The 14,590-nt window shown below is 37.7% G+C and carries 6 protein-coding genes; all 6 read right to left on the bottom strand.

Features of this window, described 5'->3' with window-relative positions; all coding sequences use genetic code 11:
* Window positions 1-110 precede the first annotated feature (110 nt).
* The 6 genes from ACJJIV_RS06355 to ACJJIV_RS06380 all read right to left on the bottom strand — a co-directional run bounded on the left by ACJJIV_RS06355 (window position 111) and on the right by ACJJIV_RS06380 (window position 14,460).
* A complete protein-coding gene (locus ACJJIV_RS06355) occupies window positions 111-2,123 on the bottom strand; it encodes a capsule polysaccharide biogenesis protein (RefSeq protein ID WP_444891149.1) in 2,013 nt (670 codons plus the stop codon).
* Between the two features lie 29 nt (window positions 2,124-2,152).
* Window positions 2,153-3,073, bottom strand: a complete 921-nt coding sequence (locus ACJJIV_RS06360) for a glycosyltransferase family protein (protein ID WP_444891150.1) — start codon at window positions 3,071-3,073, stop codon at window positions 2,153-2,155.
* 34 nt (window positions 3,074-3,107) lie between these two features.
* Window positions 3,108-4,838, bottom strand: a complete 1,731-nt coding sequence (locus ACJJIV_RS06365; RefSeq protein ID WP_444891151.1) for an SLC13 family permease — start codon at window positions 4,836-4,838, stop codon at window positions 3,108-3,110.
* 787 nt (window positions 4,839-5,625) lie between these two features.
* Window positions 5,626-7,830 carry a glycosyltransferase family 2 protein gene (locus ACJJIV_RS06370; RefSeq protein WP_444891152.1) on the bottom strand — a complete coding sequence of 735 codons (2,205 nt, stop codon included), beginning with the start codon at window positions 7,828-7,830 and terminating at the stop codon, window positions 5,626-5,628.
* 95 nt (window positions 7,831-7,925) lie between these two features.
* Window positions 7,926-8,867 (bottom strand): sulfotransferase domain-containing protein, encoded by a 942-nt coding sequence (locus ACJJIV_RS06375; protein WP_444891153.1) that lies wholly within the window; start codon window positions 8,865-8,867, stop codon window positions 7,926-7,928.
* A gap of 826 nt (window positions 8,868-9,693) precedes the next feature.
* Window positions 9,694-14,460: a hypothetical protein gene (locus ACJJIV_RS06380; protein WP_444891154.1), complete on the bottom strand. Its 4,767-nt coding sequence runs from the start codon at window positions 14,458-14,460 to the stop codon at window positions 9,694-9,696.
* Between the last annotated feature and the right edge of the window lie 130 nt (window positions 14,461-14,590).

Consider the following 14,590-nt stretch of genomic DNA (forward strand, 5'->3'; position numbering starts at 1 on the left):
CCCCTCCCACAAAAAAGAGGGAGGCCCAACAAAATCAAACACTCAAAACCGACTTATATTTGTTGCCAAATTAATTGACAAAACATAGATAAAAAGTATTGAGCTGAAATTCAATACTTTAAAAATCGACTCCGATACCAACGAAATATCTGCAAGAAAAAGCTTGCCGATTGATCGGATTTGCGACTTTTTTGCAAGATCTCAATGTTGGTTTTTGCATCAATAAATTCACCGCTCACCGAATCCACATATACAGGATAGAAAAGTAGAGTACCAGCGATTAACTGCTCCAAACTTAACGCTCTTTGCCGCCGAAGTTTAAAAGACTGCAAATCTAAAGCGTCATATACTGGCGCACTGAGAAGTATATCTTCTGTAAGCCCCCAACCAGCATAAAAAGGAAGCCCATAAGTTACCACTTTGATTTCTCGCAACAAAGCCTCAAAACCACACAGTGAACTCATGGTATGCACTTCATCCACTTTATCCAAAAGCAGAGAAATATCACCTTTTTCAATTAAACTGTCGTAAAGGGATTTTGCACCTACAGGCATCCCCCCTTCTCTTGCACCTTCAACAACATCTGGGTGGGGCTTATAGATAATATGGGCACTAGGATTTCTCGCCCTCACCTCTTTCAACAAAGCATAGTTACTTTTTATTAGCGGCGATCCAGTGGCAATGGAAGCATCACTCTCAACTTGACCGGGAATTAGAATAATTTTTTTATCCCTCGGAATCTCCAGCTCATAGGGTGACAATTCTCGACCAATGTTATATTTAGTTACTCTTTTATTTATTAAATTATCTCGCAATATTTTTGCTTGAATTAAACTTTCCGATGAAAATCTAGCACTATTGAGATACACTTCCAGATCACTGGAATAGCGGGCATCAAAATAAATACCACACGCATCCAATACCAATGAGCTTGGTTTTACCAGGTCAGCACCCAAACCCGCTGAGCGTAGAAAACCATCTTCAATTCTCCATAAATTTAATTGATTTTGTTGACACTGCTCAACCAAAGAATCTGTAACCTTACTGGCCCACACCAAAATATTGGTATTAGGTCTGGTTATTGCAGCCCTATCAAGAGATCTGAAGAAAGTAATCCTAGATTTATCCCCCAAAAAATTGGGAATAAAACTGCGTTTCCATGGGGAAAATCCAATTCCTAACCATGTCCCCTGAAAACGTTGCCACTGTCTTTTTTGTTCCAAAATCAATGACAACGTATCTTCAAATTCGCATGTAACACCCGTATAAGGATTGATATAACGGCAATAGCGAAGATAGGCCGCACAGAAAATTTCAGTCAGTGTTCGTTTTACATTGCGTCTGTCAACAAACTGGCGATCCTTTGTGAGCCCCCAGCCTGCATAGAAAGGAACACCAAAACAGTGCACTTCCTTACCTGCGATCAATGCATCAAAACCCAGCTGACTGGTAACTACATAGACTTTTTCAACGCGGTCAAATATTGACCATGGAGATAAATCCTGTCCAATAATCCTACAGCCTTCTTGCTTTGCAAGCTCTTGCAAATAACCACGTTTTCTGCCTGAAATAACGTCAGGATGTACTTTGACACAGATCTCAGCACCTGGATTTTCAGTAATCGCACTTCGCAGCATTTCCCTGAAGTGGCTCTCGGAAGCCAACCCAGCGGTTATTGATATATCACCATAAGTCTGGTCTACCACCAGGATCGCCGGACGCTCATCTGCTAAATCCAGAGGGATGTCAACCGATTTGTTATATTTGCACAAACGGTGGGTACGAAGAAGATAAAGTCCATTTTCAGCCCTATTGAGTTCTTCAACGCTAAAATCACTTGCACTGATCAAGCCCTCAAGATCACTGGGGCGAGAGGCGTCGTAATAAATACCGCTATAGTCCATGACCAAACTATGCGCTTGTGCTCCCTCCACTCCCAACCCCAGAGAGCGTAAAAAACCATCCTCAATACAGAAGTAAGGAAGTCCATTCCGTGTGGCTATTCGCTTTGCCTTTATCGACGTAGCCTTGAGCCCCCAGCCCACCATTTGGCTTACGTTTCTATTAGGCCTGGAAAATACATATTGACACTTAGCACCAAGAAAACGCTCTAGGGTACGCATTCTGCTAAGCCCTAAAGAGCAGTGCCCAACTACAGGCATTTTTTTGCCTCACTCAGCAGTTTTCCTCTTAAAGCATCATCAGCTGCCAATTGTAAAATGCCTTCTATCCAGAGTGATGGCTCCATAGGCAATAGAATTCCATTCTCCTGATGTCGAACCACCTTATCGTAGATAGCCCCCTCCGCATAAATGCCCACCGCACCTGCCTGCGTAATATCATAAAATTTGGTATGGGATCTTGCCCTATTGAAGGGGCTGTCCAAAAGAGGAGCTAAGCCTATAGAACGTCCCGGCCTCCGTAGCAAGGATAAATAAGTAGGCCATTTCATGGGGTACAGTACCCGTACTCTTGGTACACCACTAAATAAACGATTTACATGTTTATCCCCAATAATCTCAAAGCTCAGATCCGGATTTTCTGCCATTACTTCTTTGATAATTGGATAGAGCCAGTTGATGTCCTCATAGTGGGACGCTGATCCATGATAGAAAATAGAAAGTTGCTGGCCTTTATCTAGATCCAGTGGCTCTGCCGACAATAATTCAGGGGACCAATCCCGATATTTATTCTGTAGAAATGGAGTTGAGACCAGTAATTTCGCCCCTATAGACTTTAGCCAACGCTGTTTGGACCAGCTATAGCGCAGGATTTTGGCCTGATAGCGCACTGGCATCCTCGCGAAGGCCGACCAATCCAACAAATCATCATCAAGAAATACCGAAACGCCAGATAACTTGCTTAAATTCTGTTGTATCAGTGATTGCCAGGAACGAGAAATATAACGTACAAAAATGAGCTGCACCCCTTTGAGCTCACCTTCAGAAGGAAGCTCATTGAAAGTTAAGCGCTTGATATTTACCCCAAGCTTGCGTAAGTAGGGAATAACAAAGTAATCGGTCGAGGGATTAGGCCCCTCCTCTACAACGATCCAACGGCTAGCTACTTCCATTCATACTCCAGTAGTTCAGGTAAATATAGGGTCATCACTTAAAAGGAAATATGATTGGCAGTAGTATCAAAACTGTTATTGAATAGGCAATTGTGAGGGGTAAGCCTGCACGTAAGAAGTCACGTAAATGGTAGCCACCCAAGTTTTGTACAATTAAATTAGTTTGATAACCAAAAGGCGTCAGGAAACTTGCACTGGCCCCATAAGCTACAGCCATCACAAACGGCATCCAACTAACGCCAAAGCTATCGGCTAAACTCCAGGCTAATGGAAATGTGAGCGCCGCTGCAGCATTATTGGTCATCAATTCGGTTAACAACAGAGTCAGCAAAAAAATACCAATAACCCCAACAAATGGTCCAGCCCCCTGGAGTGAATCTCGCATTGACAGAGCAAGACTATCTGCCAGTCCACTACCGGAGAAAGCTTCTGCTAAGACTAACGCACTGGCAATAATGATCCAGATCTGGAATGGAAAGCGCCGTTGTAGTTCAGTGGTAGTAACGATGTTCAATATCACCATAAAACCTAGCAATACCACCAAGCCTTTTAGTAGTGAAAAGAGCCCCAGAGCTGATCCTGCCACAACACTAGCGAACCCCAGCCCCAGTAACCAACTGTCCCTAGAAGTTAGTTGGCGCTGTACATCAGTACCACTGATTACATAGAAATTCTTATCAATATTACGATGGTGCTTAAAATCCTGACCTACCGCCAAAAGTAAGGCATCACCAGGTTGAAGCTCAACCTCACCAAGCTTTCCGGACAGGCGATCACCGCCTCGGCGCATTGCCACCACGGCTGCATCGAAACGAGTTCGAAACTGACAACTTTTTAAGGTTTCACCGACGATACTGGAATTGGGAGTTAGAACGACCTCTGTCAGGTCCATATGCAGAGTATCATCATCCAATGCAAACAAATGCAGCCCCTCTATAGCCTGGAGCCTTTGTATGTCACGTACATCACCACTAAAAATCAGCTTGTCACCACTACGAATAAGTTCGGTGGGGGCCACAGGGCTAATACTCTGCCCTCCACGGACAATCTCGATTAGGTAAAGTGTTTCGAGTTGGCGCAAATTGTTTTGCTCTACACTGTGGCCATCCAACGGTGAAGCGGGAATGACTTCAGCCTCCAACAAATACTGAGCCGCCTCCTCCTCTACGGCACCCCCTTCGGGGAGCAGATGATTGCACAGTAACAATACAACCAGCCCTACCATAACCGCGGCACTACCAATAGGTAGGAAAGCAAAAAAGTCCAGTGACGCCGCCCCCCTATCCAAGACAAAGCTATTTACAATCAAATTAGTAGAGGTGCCAATTAGTGTCAGTGTACCACCGAGAATGGCTGCATAAGATAAAGGCAACAGGAGCTTACCTGAAGGATGGCGCTTCTGAGCCTTAACACTGGATGCCAACGCCGCGACAATAGCTGTGTTATTTAAAAAGGCAGAACTCAGGGCGGTAGCACTGGTAAGTCTAAGTAGGCTGGATATTAACTTCCCACCGATCAAACCATCAGATATCGCCCGGAGCCAGCGTGCTTTCTCCAAGCCAATAGAGATTAGTAGTAACACGACCAATGTCACCAAGCCGGGGTTAACCGCCTTTTGTAGCACCGACTCGGCTGGAACTAACCCGGTCAAAAAACATACAATAGCAGCAGAGGCAAAAACCAAGGAGGGACGAACACGAGTAAAAATCAGCGTAAAGATAACTAGACCGAAAGTGCCAGCAACAAATAATTGGGAAAAAGTCATAAAATTGGGGGGTCGCTCTGCTTACCTAGGTAGATATTTCACCTGAAAGATATCTTTGGCAAAGGCAAACTATACTAAATCTGTTGCCGGCACCCAACGCCTAGCTTTGCTCCCAACCTCGTAATGAATCTAGTTCTTCTCGCAGGGATGAAGATGGAAGCATACTAGCCCAATAGCTTCTATCAGTGACTAAAGAGATTGGGTTGTTCAGCCTAAGTATGCCAGTGCATGAACAACAAACTACCTGCTCATAAATTAAACAGGTATCAATCTTAGGGTTGCTCAAAAATTACTCAACAGATAAAAAACTACCCCCGAAAAACCTCCTCTAAACCCGATATGAAATCTGTGGTAACAAATCCAAGATGTTTTGCCCAACTACGAGCAAATTCTCAAAGTATATAGCTATGGATTGTGGAATAACGACAAAACAAATGGCTACGTTTTAAAGAGGCATATTTTGAAGAACCAATACTATTTACGGTGCGTAGGCCAAATATTATCTACTAAGAAGCAATAATAGGAAAAGTCATGGGCTAAAATTAAATTCTTGGGCACACCCCAGAAATTCACAAACGTCCCTCAGCGCGCAACTTTTTAACATTATATCGCACACACTCACACTACAGCACATTCCACATATAGTAAGTAGTAAGTAGTAAGTAGTAAGTAGTAAGTAGTAAGTAGTAAGTAGTCTAGTAATATAGTCGGAGTCATCTGTGGAGCTTTGATAAGTCTGCCAATGCCCTCTAAGGAAAATCAGGTTTTTTTTGGCTGAAACAATCATTCAGCGCCACAAAGGAGCCTTTGTTTTTTCATTTAGACCTAAAGAAAAGTCTTCCCTGGTATGAGTTAAAAATGGGCTGTAGTAGGGATCCTTTCCCTCGTGTGTTGACCACCTGGTCTTTAAACACATTGCTTCGCGATCAAACCTAGCCCGCTTTTCTGGCGTATTATCAATACCACGACTTATAGATTCATGGTGATACATTTCTGCCCAAGGTGTCCATAAATTACGATAACCAGCTTCCTTAACCTTCAAACAGAAATCAACATCATTGAAGGCCACCTCGAAATGTTGTTCGTCTAACCCTCCAACAGTTTCATAAATACTCTTTCGCACCACTAAGCAAGCAGCTGTAACCGCAGAGAAATTTTGTGTACACATCAGACGATTCATGTACCCTTCTTCATTGCGATGATAAAATTTATGAGGATGACCTGCTAATCGCCCCAGACCAACAACGACGCCAGCGTGTTGTATACGACCATCACCATAATACAATTTGGCACCAACACAACCTATTTCTGGCCTTAAGGCATGTGAAACCATTTCATTCAGCCAGTCAGGAGAAATCACTTCGATATCATTGTTTATCAGACCAACAAAATCACCACGAATATGTTGGACACCAAAGTTGTTGATTGCCGAGTAATTAAAGGGTGCATCGTACTTGAGCACTCTAACATTGGGGTATCCTTTCAACGCAGACAAATATTTTAGTGTTTTCGGATCAACACTTTGGTTGTCAAGAACCAGTATTTCATAGTTCCTATAGGTAGTATGATTAACAATACTTTCGATACATTGACGAAGTATCGATAACATATCTCGTGTGGGGATCAAAAGAGAAACCAGGGGTTCTTCTTTTTGAAGGGGCCAACGAAGCTTAAGAACCTTATGGTTTGTCATAGCCTTTACTTCAACATTTCTGCATCCTACATCATTTAGATACGTCTTTAAAATATGCTCACTCTTTTGTAAATATCTTGTATTATAAAAGGATTTCTGCCTGTGAAAAAGGACTCTAGGGATATGGATAATTTCCCGTTGCGGCTCCTTTAGCTTCCGTAAAGCCAAGAGGAATAACGAGTAATCCCATGCATCTTCAGAAAATAGTCTATGAATTTCAGAAATATCTACTAAACCAGGGGCAAAAAGAACAAATTCACCAATATAATTCCTTGAGAAGAATAGATCTGGATTCCAAGCAGGCTTGAAATCAGGCAGGCATCTTTTCCCAGCTTCATTAAGAAAATCCTCATCCGCATAGATTAGTTTTGCATGCGGCTTGCTCTGTAAAACATGCTGTAGACAAGTGAGAGCTTTGGAGGCAAGTGATGCACGCGGAGGACATAAAAGTTGGTAAGCATCAAAAGAGATAAGATTTGCAAATTGATTTACAGATATAGATTTATCAAACCATTTAATTCTATCATTTCCATTCACAATTTTATCAAGCTCGATGAAAGTGTCTTTTGTAATTTCATCTGAAGGTAAAATAAAAAGTTGCCAAGTTTTATAATCTTGGTCAAGAATTGAATCGATAGTACTTCGAATAGACTTCAGGGAATCATTTATATCAATGGGCATTAACAATAGAAATTTTATTTTATCTGAGGAATCAAGCGGATCGGGCCAAAATGTTGGTTCTATTTTATTCACCCAATCTCTATAAGATACACGTACCCCAGTTGGTCTAAATGTGGCGTCGTAGCAAGCCCAACGGTTTGTGAGCCTGAATGGTACTTGTAATTGGCGACGCTTAAGTCGTGAACGCATTCGATCACGAGCAAAAAAAAACGATACTCGAACAAGGGTTAATTGGCGAATAGTAAATTTACACTCAGTTTGAGCGGGAGAAAACTGTAATTCTTCTCCTCCCCTAGCAAACCAAAGCAAACGCTTGGATATACGTCCATTACGAACAGGTAGGTGAAGCTTCTGAGATTTATTCCTGTCATTATGCCGTAGAGTGAAAATCGCATTTAAATAGCTTAGATTAGACTCAATTAAAACCTCGACCATATACCATCCACGTGACATATATTTGCTGTCTATGCTAAAATTTGGCTGATTGGTTGTTGATCTTCCCACTACGTTACCATGGGTCTCACTCTTAACTTCTAATCCCTGAAGCGGAATTAAAAGTGGACGTAAATCGTATCTAGTGAAATGAGGGATAGTAATTTTTGAAATTTCAGTTTTCATAAAAACATTAAATAACTCTTCAATATTTTCATATCATTTGTTAAAGCACTGTAATCCTTGAAAAAAAACCTATACTCTTGAATGATAAATTTAAATTATTTAAACTTAGATGAACCAAATAATTTAAATAAAAGAGACTTGAAGTCTCGAGTAATACTATATTGTGTTATTGCAGCTTCTTGACTATTAAAATAAGCCTCTAGCTCAACATTCCCACCAGAGAAAATATGGACCATATATTCAGATCCATGGGATTTAGGAAGTGAATTTGGATATTCTAACTTCCAATCAGAGAAATCATATTTCAAGTAGCACATATACCTCTTGAAAATAGGCTTTAAAAAGGTTACATCTTCTTCCGAATACCATTCCCTCCAATTTCCATAGGACTTAGTTCTGATAACTCCTTTGTGATTTTTATCAACGGAGATATTATTCTCAACAGGAAAGGTAAGGTATTCTTCTAACTGTCCCAAATTTCTATCAATTAAATCCTCATATTTCAAAATAAGCCAGTCCTTATTAACTGCGGTGAGGAATTTTTCAACTTTCAGGTGTAGATCTGTAATTTTTTTTGCAAATCTTGAATAAGATTTGTGACTCTGGTTAAACAAAAAAAATGTAGGTATATCTTTCGGATATAACTCTTTATGTCTGACTAATCTGAGAATCCTTTCAAATTTATTCTTATCTGGGTTATGTGCCCGGTGCCACCTATATAAAGTCTGACTGATGAATCTATCACGAGGATCCCTAACAATAAAAATTTTTTTATCGAAATAGTCCTGATAGCGTAATATCTTTGTGGGCGATACTCCAGAATCAAGTAAGGCTTTAACAATTTCATTGTCATTTGATTCCACATGGCAATTTACTCCATCTTTAGAATACAGTAGAGATCCATTAGTTTCATAGATATCATATGGCTCAAAAACTTCTTGGGAGCTCCCATGAAGTATATTTTCCATAGATTTCTTCACCATCGTATGTAGAAAAGTGGTCCCAGATTTACTCAACCCATAGATTAAAATCCGCATTAAAAATATTCACTTTTGTAAAAAAACAATAATATTATTACTGCAAAGTATATTTCACACATGTCAGAAAATATATTCTTTATTTTCCAAGCTCAAGAATAAAGATAACCAAAAATATATTTATATTACTGTAGTTGTTGGAAAGTTAAATTCTTAGTAATTGTCTCAAAAAAGGGGTTCCACGCTTGTTAATTTCATATTAACTTTGCACATACTTATACTACTCTTTCTGAACATATGTAAACATAAAAGCCAATAAAGTTTGAATTTCACAGTATAATTCCAGCTAAATTCTATTCCTTTAACATCCTAAATTGAAGTAAACTACCAGCCTTAGCTTATAAATGGAAGTACTTCAACCAATCGCTGACAGACTGTGATCCTAGATAACAATTGAAAATATTTTTGCTTTTAGAACATCCAATTCAAGTATTTATAAATCAAAAATTAAGTGATTAATTCAGATATATTAACGTAATATCCGATTTTATCCTTCATATTTTAAAAAAACAAATAAGTAAAAATAAAATTGCAAGGAAATAATCAAGGAATAAAAGTTATATGAGATCCGCTTACACGGGGTACATCAAACCTTGTCCTTGCGCTTGTCCGCTCAGAAATATACATATAAATAATTTGTGATATCTTAAAAATTTAGCGTCCTTAAAAAGGATAGAACATAAATCAGAGAGAAAAACGGATTATTGCAATAATTATATAGCAATAAAACTAAAGTTAAGTAAAATCCACGATAATTTTTTTGAAAATTTTTTACTATAAAACTTAACTGTAAAGCTATACAGAATAAATTTTTATATTGATAAACTCAGCAAGGTAATGGCTCTCTACCTTCTTCCTTACCCATCGATATATAATGAATCAATGGATTAAATCCACTATCTTTTACATCAGGATTACTATCAAGGTACCACTGACTATCAAAATTAGGACCTGGGTTACGACCTTCAAAAGCTCCAAGTTTCAGATAGTGTAAAGCAGGATTATTGCCTAAAAATTTATCCTCAGTAATGTCTGGATAGGTTGTTAGGTACCATTCTGCATTAAATAAATCCGAGTGACAAATTTGTTCTAGTTCCTTTTTTTGCTTGCGTAATTCTTTTGCCTTCCTTGCAAAAGGGATATTAACAAGAAGTCCTTTTTTATTGTTAGTGCGATTCTCTGGTGTAGCAATTTTTTTACTCTTCTCTTCTATAGACAATCGTAGATCTGTAATCACCATCTCCTTCTCTTCTAATAATTTTGTCAGCAATGCTAATTCTTTAAATCGTTCTTCAACCGAGCTTGTTGCTCCAGAAAGGTCGGATTTTAATGATTGTATACGCAGTTGTAACTGTTGTTTTTCTTGAAGAAGTTTATCACGTTCTTTTACAACAATAATTCGCTTCTGCTCAATACTCTTACAGCGAGAATCAAGTTCAGACAGCGACTCCTCAAGCCCCGCCTTACTTAGCTCTATTAATCTAAGCTTTTCTTCCGTGGATTTAAGTGAGCCTTTAAGATTCTTATTTTGTTCATCCCACTCTTTATTACGATTTGATAGATCTTTTCTCAAATTATCAATTACTACATCACGATTTTTCTCAGTTTTCTTTTGTTCATCAAGTATGGTACTTCGCTCTTCGAGCTGATGTTCCAAATTTTTAATGGTTAGCTCAAGATTATTGATACTTTTCAGATAGTTATGGTACTTTTTCTCATATAAAACATCCGCTTCATCTTTCTGTTTTTTAAGAATTTTAAGATCACTAACAAGCTTCTCCAGCTCAAGATTGCGATCATTCAAAGATTTATTTTTTTCATCAAATTCCCTTTCTAAAGATTTTAATTCAACTTCTAGGTTTTGATTTTTATTTACGACTTCCGAATAACTTGATTTAAGTTCAGAAAGTTCGCCCTTTATGTGCTCTGAATTTTCTTGTTCTTTCTGTAAACTATCATTTAACGTGTTTTTTCTTTTTTCTAGATCATCTTTTTCAACCCATAATTTCTCATATCTTTTTTTATGTTCTGCAAGATCCTTCTCAAGTTTAAATTTAATATCTCGCATCTCATTTAAATTTTTGTTTTTACTTTCTAAAGACTTCAAACGTTGAGTGAGATCATGATTTTGTTTTGTAGCATTTTCATATTTTTGCTCAAGCACACTAATATTTTGTTTGAGATTATTTGCCAACCGTTGTGATTGATCCTTCTCTTTTTCTTCAATCTCCAGAGCTTGTATCCACTGATCAAGCTCGCCCTCTTCAACAGTCAATTGTTGTAATTTATTATCTAAATTGAATATTCTTTGCTCGAGTGTTTCGACATATTTCCTAGTTTTTTCCAATTCAAAGTTGGTTTTCTCAAAACTCCGAACATGCTTTTCAAGCTTGACTTTTTCGGTGTAAATGGAATCATACTTACTATGAGACGCTAAAAGATCCTTCTCTAATTTTTCTATACTTTGTTTTGATTTTTCCCAAATATCCTTCTGGGTCTTAAACTTTTCTAACTCCGAAGTAAGCTTTTCCTTCTCTACTGTCAAATATTTTATTTTTTTGGCATTTTCACCAAGTTGATTTTTTAAACCAGATAAAATGGTTCGGTCTTTTTCCCAATGTTGCTGTTTTATATGATATTCATGTGCCTGAACTGAAAGTTTCTTATGTTCTTTTTTTGAAAGTTCATATTTTTGAGACAAATTAGTAAGGTCACTCTCTAATTGTTCAGCTCTAATCTTAAAAGGCTGCAATTGCTGGATTTCGACATTAAGAGTTTTTACTTGGCTTTTTAGGTCTGCAGTCTCTAATAAATCTTTTTCAGTTTTAAGTTGATATTTCTTATAATCTATCTCTAATTTATCGGCATGACTCTTGACTTCTGCCCATTTATCTTGCTCAGCTTTAAGCTCCTTTATTTGATCTCTAAGTTTTCTTTTCTCTATAGAATCCGTCTCAGATTTACAAATTAATTCCTTAATTTTTTTCTCAAGATTTTCAATTTTAGTTTTAGCATACTCCCACTGTTTTTTTTCAAGATAAAGAGTCTTCAAATCATTCTCAAGTTTATTCCTAGCTGAAATAGAAGATTCGTGCTTACGGCTAACTTTCTGAAGCTCTTTTCCCATTTTCTTAGCGAGAACTTCCATTTCACGTAACTCATGATGCTTCTCTCTTAAAGTTTGCACTCTATTTTTTAATTTTTTCTTAACTTCTTCTCCATCATCAAGTTTACTTTGTAAAATGGAAATACTTTTATGCAGCTGTTCTGCATGTTTTACCTCCTCCTGTCGTTGCACACTGATTCTTTGTAGTTGATCTTGAAGCTGTTCCTTTTCTGCACTAATTATTTTATATTTATTCTCAGACTCCTTAAAAGCTTCCTTTATTAATTCAAGTTTTTCTTGAGAAATTTGCGAGCGTTCTTGTTCTTTAGAAAGCAAATTAACTTGTTCTTTAAGATTGATTTTCTCACATTCATTTTTCTCTAGCTTACTTACAAGATCAGCCTGAATTTTCTCCAAGGATTTTACTTGGGCCTGATATTTTTTTCTAAGTGAGTGTTCCTCATCAAAGAGTTGTATTTTCTCTTCTAATTTATATTTTGAAGAAAGTACTTTCTCATTTTCGGATTTTAAATCTAAACAATCTTTTTCAAGTTGCTTGATCCGCTTTTGTGAAGATTTCCAATTCTTTTGCTCTATCTGAAAATCTATGATTATATTTTCAAGTTCATCTTTCTTAAAGATAACACTTTGATATTTAATTTCTTTTTCTTTAATTTCACTTTTTAATTTTTCTACGTAGATTTGAGCCTGGCTCCACAGTAATTGTTTTTCCTGTAATTCATGGATATCCTTTTCGAGGCTATTCTTTTCTGAATTAACAGATTTAAAATTGCGCGTTATTTGTTCAAGTTCAATCTGCATCTTCTCAGCTTGATTGCGAATCTGAGAATAATCCTTTTGCTTCTTCTTAATTTCATTTAACTCTCTTTCAAGTGCTAACTTATCCTTTATTATGTCTTCAGATTTTTTCGAGAGTTCCAAGCAACTTTTTTCAAATTCCTCAGACCGAATTTTTTCTTTTTGTCGCTGGTCTTCCTTTTCTACCAATACAGATTTTAAGCTTTCATTTAATGCACGCTGAGCATCGAGAGCCTCCTCTTTGTTATTAAGTGTTCTACTTACATTATCCAATTGATCTGTCAAAGATGAGAGTTCTTTACCATGTTTTCTGCGGGATTGTCGCTCAATAGCTAGTTCAGATTCTAGCGACTTAATTTTCTCACCTTGTGATACTGAAGTTTTATTTTGAGACTGTCTTTCCTTGATATTTTTTGACAGCTCTACTTGTAATTTATCCACCTCTTCATTTCTTGTGGATAGCTGCTCATTCAAAGCCTCTATGCAAGAGTTTAGTGTGCTCCCCTTATCTCTTTGTTGCTCATACTTTTGTTGAAGGTCCTGTAGGCTATTCTGTGTCCTAACCAATTCTTCAGAGATTGATTCAGATTTTAATTGGTACTTTGAAAGTTCACATCGATATTCCCCACTTGCTGCTTGCAACTGAAGTAGCTGTTGATTACGCTCATCCATCTGGAGGTACTGGTTTTCCAACCGTTGGCGTAGCTGAATTATTTCAGACTTTAATTCATCACGGAACTCCTGCAGGATACTAACCCGTTCAGCTAATTGACCCCTTTCTTGGGCATGTCGCTCTAAAGACTGCTCAAAACGTTGATTGAAAATAATTAATTCATTTCGCTTGGATTCTAATAGATCTCTAGTTTTGTCATAGTTATCGCCTAATTTCTGAAGTTTCCCTTCGTTCTCATTAAGACGTGCCTGCAGAGACTCAGCCTTCTGCTGGTATTCACCAGCAAATAAAGAGTCTTTACAAGTCTTTCCCAAACGAGCAAATACATCTCGAACAATCTTTATTGCTGAATTGGATTCACTCCGCTCAAAAAGTTTTACTAACAATGGACTCAACTTACTTCCTAATGAAACAACACCTAATCCTTCTCCATGTTGGAATATGAAAAATGGTTTATCTTGAGCAAGATTATTAAATGTACTAAATGTAGTATTACTTTTAACGCGTTTTGATATACCTGGTACCAGCAAAATACCATGAGGGGACATCTTAGAATACCAGCATGAAAGCAAGCTTTCTAAATCCTCATCGACATCAGGATTTACCAAAATTAAATCAATACTGGAATCATCAAATTGATTTACGGCTCTCATTAAGGGGCTGTCAAGAAAAAAAGAGAAACTATCATAATGCTTATCATTGTAGTTTCGTGTCTGATTTCGTAAGGATGAGCTTTCATTTATTTGTTCATTACAAATAACATAACAACAGCTATCTAACCTTAGTCGTTGTATAGACTGACAAAGTGCAAAGTGTGCTACCCCAGACTCCATTCCTAAGGATACCGAAACTTTTGGTTGATGTGCCTCTGTTAACCAGAACAAAAAAGGGACATGCTCAAGCCAATAAGAAGTCTTAAGATAATCTGGCTTCCAAAACATGGAACTTTGAGCTAGAGTATTGATCGCTGGTTTTATAGCTAATTCAGATTGCATTTCTAAGTTCCTTTTTAGACTTGTATCCCTTACAATTACTAATAAGTATAGCTTAGTTATTCTTTGTAACAATTATCCCGAAAATCTAATAACAAAATAACTTGTATTTTCTTTTGAAAAAGATGTGAAG

It is taken from the genome of Microbulbifer mixtoriginis (SeqCode) (genome assembly GCF_052466765.1).

Bases quoted from the DNA above. Each gene is read 5' to 3' on its own strand.
- ACJJIV_RS06355 (WP_444891149.1), bottom strand. From the start codon at position 2,123: ATGCGTACCCTAGAGCGTTTTCTTGGTGCTAAGTGTCAATATGTATTT.
- ACJJIV_RS06360 (WP_444891150.1), bottom strand. From the start codon at position 3,073: ATGGAAGTAGCTAGCCGTTGGATCGTTGTAGAGGAGGGGCCTAATCCC.
- ACJJIV_RS06365 (WP_444891151.1), bottom strand. From the start codon at position 4,838: ATGACTTTTTCCCAATTATTTGTTGCTGGCACTTTCGGTCTAGTTATC.
- ACJJIV_RS06370 (WP_444891152.1), bottom strand. From the start codon at position 7,830: ATGAAAACTGAAATTTCAAAAATTACTATCCCTCATTTCACTAGATAC.
- ACJJIV_RS06375 (WP_444891153.1), bottom strand. From the start codon at position 8,867: ATGCGGATTTTAATCTATGGGTTGAGTAAATCTGGGACCACTTTTCTA.
- ACJJIV_RS06380 (WP_444891154.1), bottom strand. From the start codon at position 14,460: ATGCAATCTGAATTAGCTATAAAACCAGCGATCAATACTCTAGCTCAA.